Annotated in this window: 17 protein-coding genes; 11 read left to right on the forward strand and 6 right to left on the reverse strand. The window is 62.1% G+C overall.

What is annotated here, in order from left to right; genetic code table 11:
• Positions 1–24: 24 nt before the first annotated feature.
• From JFU04_RS09810 to JFU04_RS09840, 7 genes are all read left to right on the forward strand, one after another.
• Entirely contained in the window at positions 25–1,011 is a 987-nt protein-coding gene (locus tag JFU04_RS09810; RefSeq protein WP_065905598.1) for an ABC transporter permease, read from the forward strand.
• Positions 1,012–1,041: 30 nt separating this feature from the next.
• Positions 1,042–1,989: a sugar ABC transporter substrate-binding protein gene (locus tag JFU04_RS09815; protein WP_201143949.1), complete on the forward strand. Its 948-nt coding sequence runs from the start codon at positions 1,042–1,044 to the stop codon at positions 1,987–1,989.
• A 22-nt stretch (positions 1,990–2,011) separates the two neighbouring features.
• The gene (locus JFU04_RS09820; protein WP_120448119.1) at positions 2,012–3,511 is read left to right on the forward strand and encodes a sugar ABC transporter ATP-binding protein; all 1,500 of its coding nucleotides are present in this window, start codon (positions 2,012–2,014) and stop codon (positions 3,509–3,511) included.
• 29 nt (positions 3,512–3,540) lie between these two features.
• Complete coding sequence (locus tag JFU04_RS09825; protein ID WP_083221424.1) at positions 3,541–4,338, forward strand: SDR family NAD(P)-dependent oxidoreductase; 798 nt, start codon at positions 3,541–3,543, stop codon at positions 4,336–4,338.
• Between the two features lie 166 nt (positions 4,339–4,504).
• Complete coding sequence (locus tag JFU04_RS09830) at positions 4,505–5,623, forward strand: LLM class flavin-dependent oxidoreductase (protein WP_201143950.1); 1,119 nt, start codon at positions 4,505–4,507, stop codon at positions 5,621–5,623.
• Positions 5,616–6,491 (forward strand): transketolase, encoded by an 876-nt coding sequence (locus JFU04_RS09835; RefSeq protein WP_065905602.1) that lies wholly within the window; start codon positions 5,616–5,618, stop codon positions 6,489–6,491. The genes JFU04_RS09830 and JFU04_RS09835 overlap by 8 nt, the downstream gene beginning before the upstream one ends.
• Before the next feature lie 3 nt (positions 6,492–6,494).
• Positions 6,495–7,475, forward strand: a complete 981-nt coding sequence (locus JFU04_RS09840) for a transketolase family protein (protein ID WP_065905603.1) — start codon at positions 6,495–6,497, stop codon at positions 7,473–7,475.
• A gap of 176 nt (positions 7,476–7,651) precedes the next feature.
• Here the strand turns inward: JFU04_RS09840 and JFU04_RS09845 are convergent, their stop codons facing one another.
• Positions 7,652–8,557, reverse strand: a complete 906-nt coding sequence (locus JFU04_RS09845; RefSeq protein ID WP_201143951.1) for an NAD-dependent epimerase/dehydratase family protein — start codon at positions 8,555–8,557, stop codon at positions 7,652–7,654.
• A 143-nt stretch (positions 8,558–8,700) separates the two neighbouring features.
• On the opposite strand from JFU04_RS09845, the gene JFU04_RS09850 reads away from it, so the two are divergent.
• Both JFU04_RS09850 and JFU04_RS09855 read left to right on the forward strand, forming a co-directional pair.
• Positions 8,701–9,630: a LysR family transcriptional regulator gene (locus tag JFU04_RS09850; RefSeq protein ID WP_065905605.1), complete on the forward strand. Its 930-nt coding sequence runs from the start codon at positions 8,701–8,703 to the stop codon at positions 9,628–9,630.
• A 105-nt stretch (positions 9,631–9,735) separates the two neighbouring features.
• Positions 9,736–10,518, forward strand: a complete 783-nt coding sequence (locus JFU04_RS09855) for an SDR family NAD(P)-dependent oxidoreductase (protein WP_201143952.1) — start codon at positions 9,736–9,738, stop codon at positions 10,516–10,518.
• 33 nt (positions 10,519–10,551) lie between these two features.
• On the opposite strand, the gene JFU04_RS09860 is transcribed toward JFU04_RS09855, so the two are convergent.
• Positions 10,552–11,484: a TIGR03571 family LLM class oxidoreductase gene (locus JFU04_RS09860; protein ID WP_201143953.1), complete on the reverse strand. Its 933-nt coding sequence runs from the start codon at positions 11,482–11,484 to the stop codon at positions 10,552–10,554.
• 129 nt (positions 11,485–11,613) lie between these two features.
• Positions 11,614–12,462 (reverse strand): type 1 glutamine amidotransferase domain-containing protein, encoded by an 849-nt coding sequence (locus tag JFU04_RS09865; RefSeq protein ID WP_201143954.1) that lies wholly within the window; start codon positions 12,460–12,462, stop codon positions 11,614–11,616.
• A 110-nt stretch (positions 12,463–12,572) separates the two neighbouring features.
• Between JFU04_RS09865 and JFU04_RS09870 the strand changes: the two genes are divergently transcribed.
• Positions 12,573–13,496, forward strand: coding sequence for a LysR substrate-binding domain-containing protein (locus JFU04_RS09870; RefSeq protein WP_201143955.1), 924 nt, complete (start codon positions 12,573–12,575; stop codon positions 13,494–13,496).
• 75 nt (positions 13,497–13,571) lie between these two features.
• Positions 13,572–14,474: a LysR family transcriptional regulator gene (locus JFU04_RS09875; RefSeq protein WP_201143956.1), complete on the forward strand. Its 903-nt coding sequence runs from the start codon at positions 13,572–13,574 to the stop codon at positions 14,472–14,474.
• On the opposite strand, the gene JFU04_RS09880 is transcribed toward JFU04_RS09875, so the two are convergent.
• The 3 genes from JFU04_RS09880 to JFU04_RS09890 are packed head-to-tail and all read right to left on the reverse strand — an operon-like array spanning position 14,471 to position 16,385.
• Positions 14,471–14,890: an SRPBCC family protein gene (locus tag JFU04_RS09880; RefSeq protein WP_120448126.1), complete on the reverse strand. Its 420-nt coding sequence runs from the start codon at positions 14,888–14,890 to the stop codon at positions 14,471–14,473. The genes JFU04_RS09875 and JFU04_RS09880 overlap by 4 nt on opposite strands.
• Positions 14,887–15,945 carry an L-dopachrome tautomerase-related protein gene (locus JFU04_RS09885; protein ID WP_201143957.1) on the reverse strand — a complete coding sequence of 353 codons (1,059 nt, stop codon included), beginning with the start codon at positions 15,943–15,945 and terminating at the stop codon, positions 14,887–14,889. The genes JFU04_RS09880 and JFU04_RS09885 overlap by 4 nt, the downstream gene beginning before the upstream one ends.
• Positions 15,942–16,385, reverse strand: a complete 444-nt coding sequence (locus JFU04_RS09890; protein ID WP_226940006.1) for a cupin domain-containing protein — start codon at positions 16,383–16,385, stop codon at positions 15,942–15,944. The genes JFU04_RS09885 and JFU04_RS09890 overlap by 4 nt, the downstream gene beginning before the upstream one ends.
• Between the last annotated feature and the right edge of the window lie 46 nt (positions 16,386–16,431).

Raw genomic sequence — 16,431 nt, forward strand, 5'->3', positions numbered from 1 at the left:
ATTAAATAATAAGTGGATATGGGTATGAACAATCAGTTGTTGGGCAAGTTCAGACTGGCCGGATCGCTTCCAAAGTGGGTCGGCCTGGACACCAGTGTCGCCGGCCCGTTGATCGGTCTATTGCTGTTGTGTGTTGTATTGACGGTATCGACGCATAGTTTCCTGACCGTGAGCAACTTGCTCAATGTACTCGATCAGGTCACGGTCCTCGGCATCATGGCATTGGGCATGACCCTGGTCATCCTGATTGGCGGCATCGACCTGTCGGTAGGCGCCGTACTGGCCGTGGCAATCATGGCCATGAGTTGGCTCGGTCAGGTAGTCGGGCTGCCCATGTGGGTCGCCATGCTCGGTGCCATTCTCGTCGGTGCGGCGTGTGGTTCGACCACTGCGTTGCTGGTGGTCAAGGCCGGCTTGCCGTCGTTCATTGCCACGCTGGCAATGATGTCGGTGGCGCGAGGCCTCGCTTACATGGTCACCGATGGCGCGCAAATCAGCGGCTTCCCGGAGTGGTTCAGCAACCTTTCGGTGATTCGCTACGCTGGCGTGCTGTCACTGACGGTCGGGTGCTTCGTGGTACTCGCACTGCTGTTCTGGTTTGTCCTCAGGTTCACCGTTGCGGGGCGCAGCCTGTACGCCATCGGCGGCAGCAGCAAAGTCGCCAAGCTCGCCGGAATCCGGGTCAAGGCCTACACCAGCGCGGTGTACATCATCTCCGGAGTCTGTGCAGCCCTGGGCGGCATCATCATGACTTCCCGGCTGGACACCGCCGGGGCCGGCGCGGGCGTGGGCTATGAGCTGGACGTGATCGCTGCCGTCGTCATCGGTGGCGGCAGCCTCAAGGGCGGTGCCGGCAGCGTGGTCGGCACTCTCATCGGTGTACTGATCATCGGCGTTTTACGCAACGGCTTGAACCTGGCCGGCATTTCACCCTTCGTCCAGCAAGTGGTCATCGGCGCCGTTATCGCGTTTGCCGTGATGCTTGACCTGCTCAAGCGCAACCCTGACTGATTCCAAGCCCAAATAATAAGGATAAAAACCATGAAGCTTTCAGCGTTTCCAGTGCGTGCTCTCGCGCTTCTGCTTGGCTGCCTGATGTCGATCAGTGCGCACGCCCAGTCCAAGCCCGTGGGTGAAATCACCGTCGGCATGTCGATCCCGAGCCTGCAATGGGTGTTCTACCTGATGGTACGTGACGGCGTGACACAGCAAGCCAACGCACTCGGGATCAAGAATGTGCTGGTGGCAGACGCTCAGGCTGATCCGGCGCGGCAGGTCAGCCAGATCCAGGACATGCTCAGCAAAGGCATCGATGTGCTGCTCTATACCGCCACCGGCAGTGCGGCCTCGGCGGTGCCGGTACGCCTGGCGCGGCAGCAGGGTGTGCCCGTGATCTGCATCGACAACTTCCCGAAAAATGTCGAATGCGACGCGTACATCGCGACCGATAACCTCGCGGCGGCGGGGGAGCTGGCTCGGCAAATGATCAAGCTGACCGGTGGAACGGCTGAAATCGGCCTGCTGCAGGGCACCTTGGGCGACTCCACTGAAGTGGCCCGGGCCCAGGGCCTGGACGCGGTGTTGAAAGACGCGCCGGGGATGAAGATCGTCGACCGCAAGCCCACCGACTGGCTGCAGGACAACGGCTTCAAAGTCGCCCAGGACATGTTGCAGAAAAATCCCGGGATCAATGTGTTCATCGGCCGTTCGGATGCACCGGCGCTGGGGGCGGCACAAGCCGTCAAGGTCGCCAATATCGATCACAAGGTCTGGGTGTTCGGGTACGACGGTTTGCCCTCGGCCCTGGAGGCGATTCGCGACGGCAAGATGGACATGACCATCACCCAGCAGGCGGTGGAAATGGGCCGCACGGCGCTGCGTACCGCGCTAGACCTGCAACAGGGCAAGCCGGTGGCCAAGACGCAGTTGCTACCGGCCTTTGTCACCACCCGCGACAACGTGGCGACGTTCCTTGAGCAGCACCCGTGAACCGGATCCAGGAGGGCACGTCATGAGTACTCACCCAACGGTCCCGGCACCTCTGTTCAGGGCCACGCAGATCGGCAAATCGTTCAACTCGGTGCGCGTGCTGGAGGACATCAGCCTCGATATCGGCTACGGCGAAGTGGTGGCTTTGCTTGGGGAAAATGGCGCGGGCAAGTCGACCTTTTCCTCGATTATTGCCGGCGCCCTGACGCCGTCCAAAGGCAGCATGTTCCTGGCGGGCGAGCCCTACGCGCCGAACGGTCCGGCGGCCGCCATGGCGCTGGGGGTCAATATGATCCATCAGGAAATTCATTTGCTGGCGGACTTGAGCGTGGCGGAGAACGTGTTTCTCGGCCATCTGCCGACGCGTGGCGCAATCATCGACCGCAAGACCCTGCACCGCGAGACCGCCAAGCAATTGCAGCGCCTGGGGCTGGATATCTCGCCGCAGACGCCGGTACGGGAGTTGAAGATTGCCGCCCAGCAACTGGTCGAAATCGCGCGTGCGCTGACACTCAATTCACGCTTGTTGATTCTCGACGAACCCACGGCGGCCCTCGGCAAGGAAGAAACCGAGCGGTTGTTCCAGCAGATCGAAACCCTGAAGCAGCAGGGCGTGTCGTTTATCTACATCAGCCATCGCATGGACGAGATTGCGCGGATCGCCGACAAGGTCGTGGTCCTGCGAGACGGGCACCTGATCGCTCGCCACGAGAGCGGGGCGGCCGAGGTCAGTGTGCTGGTGTCGCAGATGGTCGGACGGCCCATCGAACGGTTGTTCCCCGAGTTGCCGGCGCCGCAGGACGCCGTGGTCCTGCGCGTGGAGCAGCTGTCGGACAAGGCCGGACGCTTTCGCGACATCTCGTTCGAGGTCAAGGCCGGGGAGGTGTTCGGCATCGCCGGCATCGTCGGGGCTGGCCGTACCGAGCTGGTGCAGGCGATTGCCGGGCTGAGCGCCGTCAGCCACGGCGACGTGCTGTTGAACGGTCGACCGCTGCCGGCCAATAACGTGCTGGCCGCGATCGGCGCCGGTGTGGTGCTGATTCCCGAAGACCGCAAATCCGAAGGCGTGGTGCTGACGCAGACCATTGCCGAGAACCTGGCGTACTGCAACCTCGACCGGCTCAGCGCCTGCGGCATCGTCGCCAACCACCGCGTGACGGCCTTCGCCCACGAGCGTATTGCCGCGCTGGGGATCAAGGGCGTGGCGGGGCAACGGCTCGACAAGCTCTCGGGCGGTAACCAGCAGAAGGTCGTGATTGCCAAATGGATCGCGCGCAATCCCAAGGTGATCATTCTCGATGAGCCGACCCGCGGCATCGACATGGGCGCGCGTGCGGCAATTTACGAATTGATCATTGAGCTGTCGAAGGCCGGCATGTCGGTGATCGTCGTGAGTTCCGACCTGGAGGAAGTCATCGGCCTATCCCATCGCGTCATGGTCATGGCTCGCGGTTGCTGCCAAGGCATCCTCGAGCGGTCGCAGATTGCGCCGGACCGCATCATGGCCCTGGCTACCGCATGATCAACGATAAACAAAGAGCAGGTGAGAACATGTCCGGACCCTATCAAGCCTTGCCTTACCAGCCCTTCGCCGGGCTGCTGGACCTGTCCGGAAAAACCGCGGTGGTGACGGGCGGCAGCAGTGGCATTGGCTTTGCCATCAGCCGGCGCCTGGCCGAAGCCGGGGCCAATGTGCTGATCGGCAGCCTGGCGCCGGAGCGCAGTGCTGAGTTGGTCGAGGCCGGTTTCAGCGTGGCGTTTCACTCGACCGATGTCAGTTGCCCGCAAGCGATCCGTCAACTGGCGGATGTCGCAGTCGAGCGTTTTGGCCGGCTGGATATCTGGATCAACAATGCCGGCGTCTACCCGCTGAAGGCGATTGATGCCATCGATGCAGGGTTCTGGGATGGGCTGCATGCAATCAATACGCGTGCGGTGTTCCTCGGTGCCCAGGCGGCGCAGCACTACATGCGCCGGCAGGGCGACGGCGGCGCGATCGTCAATCTGTCATCGGTGTGCGGCCACCGGCCAATGGCCAATCACTGCACCTATGACGCGTCCAAGGGCGCCGTGCTGGCCATGACGCGAAGCCTGGCCAAGGACTTGAGCGCGTTCAAGATCCGGGTCAACTCGATCTCGCCGGGGTTGACGGCGACGCCGGGCAACCTGGCACCACAGCTGCTTGAACAACACCGACAGAACAATGTGCTGGGCAACATCCCGTTGGGCCGCGCCGCCGAGCCCTGGGAAATCGCCGATGCCGCCCTGTTCCTGGTTTCGCCACTGTCGTCCTACGTGACCGGTATCGACCTGCTCGTGGACGGAGGCTGGCTCTTGCACGGAAGTTGAACGACTGGCGCGTCGAGCATCGCGCCGATTTGAACCCACGTTTGAACGTTGCCACTTGCAGCGCCGGCACTGGCACGCCTGCGAAACGAGTGCACGTTACGAAAACGGTGTGTTGCGTCCATGGTGTCTGCAGCACTCCGGCCACTGAAAACAGCAGGAGAACGTCATGAAACTCGCTATGTTTATGCAGCCACTTCATCACAAGGGCTGGGACTATCACGAGATGTACGACCAGGATATTGCCTGCGCCGTCCACGCCGATAGCGTCGGTTTCGATGAGCTTTGGGTCGGTGAGCACACGTCGCAGCGTACCGAGCCCATCACCAACGCGCTGCAATTTCTATCCACGCTGATCCCGCTGACCCAGCGCATGAAACTGTGCACCGGGGTGCTGAACCTGCCCCATCATTTCCCGGCGCGGATTGCCGCCGATGCCGCGATGTTCGATCACATGTCCAAGGGGCGGTTCATCATGGGGATCGGCCCGGGCGGGCTGGCTTCCGACTTCGAAGTGTATGGCAGCAACGGCAAGGATCGCGGGCAGATGATGGTCGACTGCTACGAGATGATCCGCGCGATCTGGGGCGCGGATGCCCCCTACGCGTTCACCTCCGAGCACTATCAGGTCCTTCTCAAGGACGCGGTGCACCACGCGCTGGAAATCGGTTACATGCCCAAGCCGTTCCAGAAACCTTTCCCACGGGTGGCAACCACGGCGATGAGTCCGTTCTCCGGCACCGCAAAACTGGCGGGGGCCAAGGATTGGGACTTGATGTCTGCCAACTTCAACCCCACTGCCACCGTGGCATCGCATTGGCAGGCGTACTGCGAGGGGGCTAAAGGCGCTGGGATCAAGCCCGATGCCAACAACTGGCGCGTCGCCCGCTCGGTATTCGTGGCCGATTCCCAGGCCCAGGCCGAGGACTACCTGGCCCAGGAAACCTGCACCTTGCGACGCTACTTCGATTATATGATCGATAACCTCGCGACCAACCACTACACCAAGATCTTCAAGACGCGCCCGGACATGACCGACGAGGAAGTCACCGTCGATCATTGCATCAACGAGATGGTGATTTACGGTGATGTGAATTCGGTCACCGAGCAACTGGTGGCCTTCAGTGAGCAGACCGGCCCGTTCGGCACCCTGATGACCACCTTCCACGAGTGGGACGATGAAGCGCTGTGGCGCCGTTCGATGGCACTTACCGCGCAACAGGTGATGCCGCGCCTCAACGACTACATGACGCCACGTCTGAAGGCTCAGGAGCGCGCACATGACTGATTTGCACGCCACTGCCGGGCACGACTTCACGCCGACCGAACAGGAACTGGCGCGACTGCGCGAGAAGGCCCAGTTCATTCGCCTGGAAACCATTCGCCTGATCGAGATCGCCAAGGTCGGTCACTACACCTCGGTGTTCTCCGCCGCCGAGTTGTTCGCCGCGCTGTACTACGACGTGATGGACCTGCGGTTCGGCGAGCCGAAGTGGCCCGACCGTGACCGTTTCATGATGGGCAAGGGGCATGCAGCAGTCGGGCTGTTCCCGGTGTTGGTTGAATGGGGCTTTTTCGAAAAAGAGATCCTCGACAACTACACGCGCCTGGGCAACCCATTGGGGGACCACCCGGACATGCGCAAGGTGCCGGGAGTGGATTTTTCATCCGGCTCCATCGGCCATGCGTTGTCCGGCGGCTTGGGCATGGCCCTGGCCGGGCGGATGCTGGGCCAGTCCTTCACCACCTACGTGATGCTCGGCGACGGCGAGATGCAGGAAGGGCAGGTGTGGGAAGCCGCGCTCGGTGCAGCTCACCACAAGGTCCACAACCTGGTGGCGATCATCGACCGCAATGGGTACCAGCTCGACGGCAATGTCGATGACGTCATCGGCATCGAGCCGCTGGCTGACAAGTGGATTGCGTTCGGCTGGGAGACCCATGTGGTGGATGGCCATGACCTCGCGGCAGTCACCGGCTTGCTGCGTCGCCTGAAGGCCGACACTGCACGCACACAACCGGTGTGCGTCATCGCCAATACCGTCAAGGGCAAAGGGGTTTCGTACATGGAAACCGAGCCAGGCTGGCACTTGGGGTATCTGGATCCTGAAGATGCGCAACGTGCTATCGACGAAATCAAAAGCAAGGTGATCTGAGCCATGAATTCCGCTCCGCTGTCGAACAACTCCTGGCAGTACCGGCAACTGAACCAGCAGACACCCAGTTTGAGTGCCCTGTCGGATGCCCTGATTGAACTGGTCGAGCGCGGTGAGCCGGTGGTTGCCGGCACCGCTGACCTGCAGTACTCCAACGGCTTGTCGAAATTTGCCGCGCTGCACCCCGAACGCTTTGTGCAGTTCGGCATTTCCGAACAGAACATGGTATCTGCCGCAGCCGGTATGGCGGCGGTGGGCATGAAGCCGTTCGTGGCGACCTTTGCGTCGTTCCTGCCGTTGCTGTGCTGCGAGCAGATCCGCATGGACGTGGCCTACTCGGCGCTGCCGGTGCGCCTCATCGGTCACCATGCGGGTATCTCACTGGGCTTCTATGGCACCTCTCACCATGCCACCGAGGACCTCGCGATCATGCGTTCGATCGCCGATATCACGGTCGTCGCACCGGCCGACGGCAACCAGCTGAAGGCGGCGATCCTGGCATCGGCCAACTACCCGCAGCCGATCTACTTCCGCATTCAGCGCGGGCGAGATCCGGTGGTATACGACACCGTACCGGACTTCGTTTTCGGCAAGGCCACCGTGCACCTGACCGGCGATGAGCTGACCATCATCGCTACCGGCTCGACCGTGCACCCGGCTATCGAGGCTGCACGGGCATTGAATGCCGCCGGGCGTTCGGTCGGTGTGATCGACATGACCACCATCAAGCCACTGGACCGTGAAGCGGTGTTGACGGCGGCGCGCAATAGCCGCGCGATCCTCACTGTCGAAGAGCACAACATCATCGGCGGGCTGGGCGGGGCGGTGTGCGAAGTCATTGCCGAGGAGGGGATCGGCGTCAAGGTGCGGCGCCATGGCCTGTACGATGAGTACAGCCTGATCGCACCGCCGACCCATTTGTATCGGCATTACCGCCTGGATGCCGCCGGTATCGAAAGCGTAGCCCTGGAAGTACTGGGCTAAGGCACACGGGCTGTGTTCTTTTCAGGCCCGGCTGGGCCTGGCGTGCGACGAGGCGCTTGAATCAAGCGTGCTGGTCGCACGCTTTTTTTTGCCTGGGATTTTTCTGCCGGGGTTTATACGCGCGTAAAAAAGCTCACCGAAGTGAGCTCTTGATCAACCGAATGAGCGTGCAGCTGTCACCACTGCACACCACTGTTTTCGATCCACTGCAGGATCGACTCGCGCTGAGGATTCCAGCCCAGCAGGACACGCGCGTTCACCGCGCGCACGCGGCTGTTGGAACCGATCGCGAAGCGTGCCCAATCGCCCAGCTCGGCGATCGCTTCAGTGGCAGGCCAACTTTGAATATTGCCGTTGAAACCCAGGGCCTTGCTGATGGAGGTGGCAATTTCAAGGAATGAGGCTTCGCCGTTTTCGGCAAAAAACAGCGAGGCCGATGGCGCTTTCTCAATGGCCAGTCGATAGAGTTCTGCAAGGTCGTCGATGTGCACATTGGACCAGCGATGCACGCCGGCGCCCATGTACGCACCGGCGCCATATTTGCGTGACTGGGCGAACAGCTTGGGCAATTGATCGCTTTTCGACGCGACGCCCAGGGATTCGCCGTAGATCATCGTGGGGCAGAACACGATGCTGCGAATGCCCTGTTCGACGCCGGCGCGGCGCACGATTTGATTGATCTCGACCCGGTCCTTGCGAATGTCCATCGGGGTAAAGGGCGTCTCGTCGGTAAAAATATCCGCCCGTTCGTAAGCACCTCGTGCGTCGTCACCGACCACACTGGAGCCGGAGGTGTGCAGCAGCACTTTACCGCTGCCGCTCAACGCCTTGATGAAGGTTTCTACGGAGGCGAGGTGGTCGGAGTTTGCGGCGTTGACCACCACATCGGCCAGGCGTGCCTGTTCGCTGAGAATGCAGGCGTCATCCAGGGTCCCGAGCACCGGGGTGATACCCAGCGCCTGCAGGGCCTCGCGCTGCTGTGGATTGCGCAGCAGGCCACTGACCTGATGGCCTGCATCCACCAGGTATTTGGCGACGGAGCCGCCGATGTAGCCGGTCGCGCCGGTCACGAAAATCTTCACTGTCTTCTCCTCATTTCTTGTTTGATGACTGGCCTTCGCGGGCGCAAAGGACAGGCGCTCCAGATACTGGAACGCTTAACCATACGGTCGGTCTTGTATATGAGCTAGACTGCTTGAATGACAAATATCTGTGAATTCACTTCATGCTAAATATCAAAGACGTCAATCGTTCCGGCGAGATGGAAGTGTTCACACGGGTCGTGAATGCCGGGACGTTCTCTGAGGCAGCGCGGCAATTGGACATGTCGCCGTCGGCGGTGAGCAAATTGATCGCACGCCTGGAAACGCGGCTGGGGGCACGCCTGTTGCACCGCTCCACGCGGCGCCTGGAACTCACCGCCGAAGGTGAGCGATTCAACAGCGAGTGCCTGCGCATCCTGGAGCTGATCGACTCGGCGGAGCGCGACATCGCCAATGTCGCCAAACCCAGCGGGCTGATTCAGGTCAACGCCAACCTGCCGTTTGGGCAGCATTGCTTGTTGCCCTTGCTGCCCGGTTTTTTCGCCGCGTACCCGGACATCACCCTGAATATCGAACTCACCGACACCGTCGTCGACCTGCTGGAGCGGCGTGCCGACATTGCCATCCGTACCGGCCCGATGAAGGAGTCCAGCCTGGTGCAGCGGCGTCTTGGGGAGAGCCGCCTGCTCACCGTGGCGTCGCCTGAGTACATTGCGCGCTGCGGCCAGCCGGACAATCTGGACGAGCTGCAACGGCACAATCGGCTCAGTTTCGGCTTCCATCGGCACTCCCAGGCCTGGGTGTTCCGAGGCGCCGATGGCCAGCGCGTCGAGATCGAGCCCAAGGGCAACACGCTGGTCAGTGATGGCGAGAGCCTGCGTCGTTGTGCCCTGGCAGGGCTGGGGATCGCCCGGCTGGCAAGCTTTCATATCCAGGACGACCTGGATGCCGGGCGCCTGGTGCCGATTCTGCAGGCTTACGACAGCGGTGAAACCGAAGCGATTCATGCGGTATTTATCGGTCCCGGCCAGCAACTGCCTCACCGCGTCCGCGTCTTTATCGACTTTCTGCTGGATAGGCTCGCGCCGCAGTTGTCGCCTCAACGGCGCTGATCGTTTCTTCAGTCTTTGCGGATTGAGTCTTCGCCAATGGTTGAAAATCCTCGCTCCTGGCTTGGGGCATGATGGTGCGCAAAACAACAAAAGAAGGCGGCACACATGGATTACCAACTGACCGGAAAAACCGCGCTGATCACCGGTGGCGCAACCGGCATTGGCCTGGCCATTGCTCAACGTTTCATCCTTGAAGGCGCCCGCGTGGTCGTCAGCGGCCTGCATCAGGAGGAGCTCGACTCAGCGCTCCAGGAGCTGGGTGAACACAGTCGGGGGATGGTCGCGGACCTGACGGCGCAAGGTGCCCCGGAGCGCCTGGTCGCCCTGGCGCTTGAGGCGGGGCCGATCGATTTTCTGATCAATAACGTGGGTATCTTCGAGGTCCGCGATTTTTTCGAAACCGACGATGCCCAGTGGCTTCATTACTTCAATGTGAATGTGATGAGCGGGGTGCGCATGACGCGCCTGGTGATGAAGGCCATGCTGGATCGCGGGCATGGCTCGATTGTGTTTATCAGCAGTGAGTCCGCGATCAAGCCACAACCGTGGATGGTGCACTACGGCGCGATGAAAACCTGTCTGCTGGGTATCTCCAGGGCGTTGGCCGAGTTGACCAAAGGCACCGCGGTGCGGGTCAACTCAATACTGCCGGGGCCGACCAGCACCGAGGCGGTCAAGTGTTATCACCGGGAAATCGCTGCGCAGAAGGGCATCACTGCCGAGCAGGTGGTGCAAGCCTACTTCGATGAAACCGAACCGACTTCATTGATCCGCCGCATGATCGAGCCGCAGGAAGTGGCCAGCAGCGTGCTGCACCTGGCGGCCTCACCGGCGCTCAACGGCATGGCAATGCGCGTGGAGGGCGGCACGATTCGCGCCATCGTGTGAAACAAGCCCCACGCCGTGGGGCTTGAGCGGCTGTCAGGCGGCGCCGTGGAACCGGGGCAACACATGTTCGGCGAGCTCTTCCATGACCTCGACGATGGGCCTGGCACTGTGACGCAAGTGCAAGCCCACATGTTGCACGCCGGCTTCGCGCAGCGCCTGCAGCTCTTCGATCAATGCGTTTCGCCCGCCACGCCCGCCGAAGCGCAAGGTTTTCATCGGTGCATGCGGGTCGGCTTCAAGGTCCAGGTGCAGGAAGGTGATGTAGGGTTTGTCGCCCCCCACTTCGCGCCACAGGCGCACGCGGCGCCGGTGTTCCTGGGCGGTTCCGGGGTAGGCGAGCCAGCCCCCCATATGCTCGCCGATCCAGTTTGGCGATTGTTGGCCAAGCCCGGCCACCAGCAGCGGGAAAGCTTCCTTGCGTTGCGGCAACAACTCGGCACCCTGGGGCAGGCGTCCGGCTCCTTGGGTCTGCAGCAGTTCGACGGCACTGCGAAAAAGCGCGCCGCGTTGCTCGTAGTCGACGCCGAACAAGGGGTATTCCATCGGCCGGTCACCACTGGCAACGCCGAGCAGCAGGCGTCCGTCACTCAACTCGTCGATGCTGTTGGCGGCCTTGAGGGTCAGCCACGGTTGACGCAGGGGCAGCACCACTGCGGCGGTGCCCAGCATGATGTTGTCGGTGATTCCGGCAAGGTAGCCCAGGTAAGAGAAGGTCTCGAACACCTGTGCGGCGTCGCCGAAGTGCGGGTCGTAGACCGGTACGTCGCGCACCCACAGCGCGCGGAAACCCACGGTGTCCGCGAGCTTCGCCAGTTGGGCATGCTGTTTGATGTCGGGCACGCCAAAGGGGCGTTGCTCGGTGACGCGCAGGCGCTGGCCAGCAGTGGACCAGTCATTGTCCAGTGGCAGTTCCAGGCCGATCGAGAATTGTGTCGGGCCGAGCAAACGTTGAAAGTGCGTGTTCATCCAGTCTCCTGCGCCCTGTGCAAGGCAGGGCATTACTACGGTTGATGCGCCGTAGTATCCCTGCCGCAGGTCGGGAGAAAAATGCGCTGGCGCGCACAATACTCTTGACTGCAATGCACAGCTGGGTAGTCAGGGCCTGGCCGGCAGACGCTTGAGGATCGCCTTGCCCACATCCAGTGCCGACGCCGGATTCTGCCCCGTCACCAGCTCACGGTCGATGACCACATGGCTGGTCCACGGCGAGGTGTTGCTGCTGTAGGTGCCACCGGCGTGTTGCAGTGCCGTCTGGGGATAGAACTTCATGGCGCCGCCGTTCAGCAGGCCTTTGGCGAGTTCTTCCTCCTGGTTGCTGATGACCGTGAATTGATAGCCGGCATAGGTCCAGCCGGTCGCGGTGGCGGGGTTGCCGTTTTCCAGCTGCTGGGTGAAGGACGTCGGGTCGGACAAGGTCGAGAGCAGGGCAATCGGACCATGGCAGACCAGCGCGGTGGTTTTCTGGTTGGCATGGAAGTGCTTCAGCAGTTTGCCCAGCTCGGCACTGTGCAGCAGGTCTTGCATCGGCGCATGGCCACCGGGCACGTACACGGCATCGAACTGCTCGTAGCCGATCTGTTCGACGCGCGACAGGCTGATCACCGGCGACTCACCCGGCGAGGTGATTTTCAGGCGTTCGAGCAGCACCTTGTGCACCTGCAGGGCCGCCGCATCGTTGTTGAAATAGGCCGCGTCGGTGGAGGATTTATCCAGCGTCGGAGCCTTGCCGGTGGGCGTGGCAAAGGTCACCGAGTGGCCGGCGTCGAGCAGCAATTTCACCGGCTGCATGAGTTCGTTCAAATAAAACCCGGTGGAGAAGACTTTGTTGTCCTTGAGGTCGAGGTGGTCGGCATCGGACAGCACCACCAGCACGTTGCTGGCCTGGGCGTGAAGTGCCGTGGTGAATACCGTCATTGCAAGGGCGATTCGGCTGAGTGTGCGCATGGGCGTTCCTGATTGAGAAGAGAGGGCCGGAAGGCTCGGCGCACTATATTCATGCCTGCGGTGGCGATAAACTCGCTGGCGAGAACAGAACCTGTTCGTTGGAGGCAAAAGTGAGCCGTCGATTCGATTATCTTGCGGATGTGGAAGTCTTCGTCACCGTGGTGGAAAAAGGCTCCCTGAGCGCGGGTGCAGTATGTTTGGCGACGACGCCGTCGGTGGTCAGCCGTGCGATTTCTCGCCTGGAGACGCGTCTGGGCGTGCAGCTGTTGCGGCGCACGACTCGACGCTTGAGCCTGACCCAGGCCGGTGTGCTCTACCTCGAGCAGTCCCGCGCGGCGTTCTCGTTGATCGACAATGCCGAACGCTCGATCCAGGGCCAGGAAGGCGCATTGACCGGCCGTGTGCGCCTCAGCGTGCCGACCACTTACGGCCACTTCCGGTTGCCGCCCCTGCTGTGCCAATTCCACCGGCAGTACCCCCAGGTCAGCATCGAATTGAGCATCAGCAATCGCAATGTCGACCTCGTCGCCGAAGGCTATGACCTGGCCATCCGCCTCGGGGCCTTGCCCGACAGCGGCCTGATCGGGCGCAAGCTGGAAGATGCGTCGCTGTGCGTGGTCGCCGCGCCCGACTACCTGCGCCGCGTGGCCGCTCCATTGAGCGTGGATGACCTGTCTGCGCATGCCTGCCTGCCGTTCGTGATGCCCAGCAGCGGCCGCGTCGGCCCCTGGCTATTTCGCGAACAGGGAATTGACCGAGAGTGGCTGCCCCAGGCGACTGTGCTGGTAGCCGATGATGTCCTGGGCACGGTATCGCTGGCCGAGCACGGCATGGGGATCTGCCAGACCTACGAGTTTATTGTGCGCGAGCGCATCCGGAGCGGACGGCTGGTGCCCTTGCTGGAACAGGCGGCAGGGCGTTCGCGGCCGTTCTCGGTGATCTTCGCACCGCATCGCCAACTGTCGGCGGCGGCGCGGGCATTGATCGATTTCCTGACCCGTGAGGTGAATCCGTTTCACAAGACAAGTGAATAAGGCAGCGGTTTATCGGCCTCTGCACCCTCGGCGTTTGTGATAATTTTTCACTAATCAGCCAGTGGAGCAACGAACGTGGATAACAGAGCGGGTGAAATGTCGGTGTTTGTGCGCGTGGTGGACGCTGGCAGTTTTTCCCAGGCCGCGCGCCAGATGCTGATGACGCCCTCGACCGTGAGCAAACTGATCGTTCGCCTTGAGCTGCGCCTCGGCGTGCGCCTGCTGGAGCGCTCCACTCGCAAGCTGTCGCTGACCGACGAAGGACGCATCTACTACGAGCGCAGCATTGCCTTGCTGGCTGACCTCGATGATGTGGAGCGGGTATTGGCCCAGGGCGCGCAGAAAGCCCGTGGGACCGTGCGCATCAATGCCTCGGTGGCGTTCGGCACCTTGGCCATCGAGCCCAACCTGCCGGCGTTCTGGGACGCTCACCCGAATATCCAGATTAACCTGTCGCTGTGCGATGACATCGTCGATATGTACCTGGACCGCACGGACGTCGCGTTCCGGGTTGGTGTCTTGAGTGACTCGACCCTGCGTGCCAGGACCATCGGCGTGGCGCGGCGCAAGATCGTCGCTTCACCGCTGTACCTGGAAAAGCACGGCGTGCCTGAAACCCTCGAAGCCCTCAGCGAGCACAACTGCCTGAGCTTCAACTTCCGTCGTGCCACCCCGGTCTGGCCGATGAACCAGAGTGGCCGCATCGTCGATCGCATCGTGCAGGGCAACCTGCAAGCCAACAACGGCGAGACGGTCCGGCGCATGGCTATCGCCGGCGCGGGCATTGCGCGCCTGGCCGATTTTCATATCGACGAGGATATCGCCGCGGGCCGACTCGTCGAGCTGCTGGCGCACAACGGGCATGATTGCGAGGAAGTGCACGCGTTGTACCAGGGCGGCCAGCACGTGCCCCAGCGTATCCGCACCTTCCTCGACTTCATGGTGCCGCGTCTGCAGGCGTTTATGACGCGTGGTTAAGCCTGGGCTTCGACCACGCGCTTGAGGCCTTGCAGCCCGGCGGCATACAGCGCCTCGAAATGCGCGACAACCTCAGCCTCTTCCGCGCCCTGGACGATAAAGGTGCTGGACCAGCTCGCCAGTGTGCCGCCTTTGCCATCGTCCTTGGCCGCCATCGTGCCGACATAATCGATTACCGGCGACGGGCCTTCGAGCAAGGCGTAGCTGTACTGCCGGGCGTCTTCGTCAAACGTCAGCAAACGCTCGACAATCAGTGCGCCGTCGGCGGTTTTCAATTGGCGCAGACGCCCACCGTCACTCAGGTTGCTGCTGGCAATGACGTCCAGCCAGCGCGGCAGCCAATTGTAGCCGCCGAGCACCGACCAGACTTCGTCGACCGGGCGTGCAATGGCAATCGAGACACGTACTTCACTCATGGTTTTACCTCTGGGTTCATGGGCGCGTCCACTCGCAGACGCAATACATGGAAGGGGGGCCGACTGTCGTCCTCGCCCGCATTGAGCAAGGGGTGACGGTGCAGTTGATTGGCGGTGATGTAGAGCCAGCGGCCCTGGGCATCCAGTTCGACGCCATCCGGCCAGCCGAGCAACCGGTCGTCCTGGGCGAGGATGCGATAGCCCGCGGGGGAGGCCAGGCCGATGGCGTTGTTGGCGATGTCGGTCACGTAGACGTTGCCTTCGGCATCCACGTCAAAGCCGTCGCAACAGGGTTTTTCGCACCAGTACTCCACGGCGGCGTCCAGTCGTGCAGCATCGGCCGGCTGCGCGAGTACTGTTGCGGCGATCCGATAGACCTGGCGCGCCGACATCGAGCCGACGTACACCCAGCGGCCCAGCGGGTCGATGGCGATGGGGTTCAGGCCGTAGCGGTAAGGGATCACTTCGCCTTCCGGGGTACGCAGGGCCAGGGTTTTCCCCGCGATTTGCAGCGGTTCATCGCCCGGCATCAAGGCTGGATGGCACTCCAGCGCACGCCATGACAACCCGGTTTGCAGGTCGACCACGATGATCGCCGGGTAGTCGCTGGTGCCCACCGGGTTCAGCGTCATGTCGGCGATGTAGATGCGTTGCTGGCGCCAGTCGATCACGAAATCCTGGGTGAAGGAGCTGGGGCGCAGCACATTCTGCGGTAACACGATCAGGCGTTGCAGGCGGTTTTCCTGGTCGTTCCAGGCAATCAGGCGTGGCTGTTGCTGCGGGCCGCCCATGTCCAGAATCCACACGATACCCTGTGGGTCGGTGCGGATGCCGATCACCGCCGACATACCGTGGCCCTGCGTGTCGGGCTTGCCCGCCCAGCGCGCATTCGGGTAAGGCGGGTGCTCGCCGTCGACGGTCACGGCACGCACCGAGAACGGCGGCGCGATGATCGCCGAGACGGACACCAGCACGCGCCCATCCGGCATGACGGTAGGGTTGCCCGGCCGCTCGACCGGGAACGTCGCCACGATCTCCAGGGCCTGGGTGCTCATGTCAATGCCTGCACGAAGGAGGCGGCGGTGCCGGCGGCCGGGTCGACGAAGATGATGTCGCTGGGGTCGCGTCGCGGTGTGTCGACCGAGACCATGAACAGCGGATGCTCGAGGATTTCCGGCATGCCGTGGATGGTGAACTTCTTGAAGAACAGCATCTCGCCCGGACCCACTTCGAACGGTTCGCGGTCACCCATGAAAAAGCGCGCGCGGCCGGACAGGATGATCAGGTACTCGTCACAGGTGGCGTGATAGTGCGCCGGCGTCGGGTGATACACCCGGAACACACGGCCACTGGCTTCATCTTCGTCGGTCAGGCGGGTGTCCACCAACAGGGTGTCGGCGTTCTCGGGGAAGGTCTTGACGATTGCATTCAGGTCGAACGAGGCATGGGGGGCGGCCTCGACCAGTTTTTTGCGGGGGATTGCTGCGGACATCATGAAACCCTCATGTCAGGCGCACTGTGTTCAGTGCTGTCATCGTGTG

The sequence above is a fragment of the Pseudomonas sp. TH21 genome (genome assembly GCF_016651025.1).
In the GTDB taxonomy this organism is placed as follows: Bacteria; Pseudomonadota; Gammaproteobacteria; order Pseudomonadales; family Pseudomonadaceae; genus Aquipseudomonas; species Aquipseudomonas aylmerensis.

Excerpts from the sequence above, each read along its gene's own strand:
- JFU04_RS09810 (WP_065905598.1), top strand. The coding sequence starts at position 25 with ATGAACAATCAGTTGTTGGGCAAGTTCAGACTGGCCGGATCGCTTCCA.
- JFU04_RS09815 (WP_201143949.1), top strand. The coding sequence starts at position 1,042 with ATGAAGCTTTCAGCGTTTCCAGTGCGTGCTCTCGCGCTTCTGCTTGGC.
- JFU04_RS09820 (WP_120448119.1), top strand. The coding sequence starts at position 2,012 with ATGAGTACTCACCCAACGGTCCCGGCACCTCTGTTCAGGGCCACGCAG.
- JFU04_RS09825 (WP_083221424.1), top strand. The coding sequence starts at position 3,541 with ATGTCCGGACCCTATCAAGCCTTGCCTTACCAGCCCTTCGCCGGGCTG.
- JFU04_RS09830 (WP_201143950.1), top strand. The coding sequence starts at position 4,505 with ATGAAACTCGCTATGTTTATGCAGCCACTTCATCACAAGGGCTGGGAC.
- JFU04_RS09835 (WP_065905602.1), top strand. The coding sequence starts at position 5,616 with ATGACTGATTTGCACGCCACTGCCGGGCACGACTTCACGCCGACCGAA.
- JFU04_RS09840 (WP_065905603.1), top strand. The coding sequence starts at position 6,495 with ATGAATTCCGCTCCGCTGTCGAACAACTCCTGGCAGTACCGGCAACTG.
- JFU04_RS09850 (WP_065905605.1), top strand. The coding sequence starts at position 8,701 with ATGCTAAATATCAAAGACGTCAATCGTTCCGGCGAGATGGAAGTGTTC.
- JFU04_RS09855 (WP_201143952.1), top strand. The coding sequence starts at position 9,736 with ATGGATTACCAACTGACCGGAAAAACCGCGCTGATCACCGGTGGCGCA.
- JFU04_RS09860 (WP_201143953.1), bottom strand. The coding sequence starts at position 11,484 with ATGAACACGCACTTTCAACGTTTGCTCGGCCCGACACAATTCTCGATC.
- JFU04_RS09865 (WP_201143954.1), bottom strand. The coding sequence starts at position 12,462 with ATGCGCACACTCAGCCGAATCGCCCTTGCAATGACGGTATTCACCACG.
- JFU04_RS09880 (WP_120448126.1), bottom strand. The coding sequence starts at position 14,890 with ATGAGTGAAGTACGTGTCTCGATTGCCATTGCACGCCCGGTCGACGAA.
- JFU04_RS09885 (WP_201143957.1), bottom strand. The coding sequence starts at position 15,945 with ATGAGCACCCAGGCCCTGGAGATCGTGGCGACGTTCCCGGTCGAGCGG.
- JFU04_RS09890 (WP_226940006.1), bottom strand. The coding sequence starts at position 16,385 with ATGATGTCCGCAGCAATCCCCCGCAAAAAACTGGTCGAGGCCGCCCCC.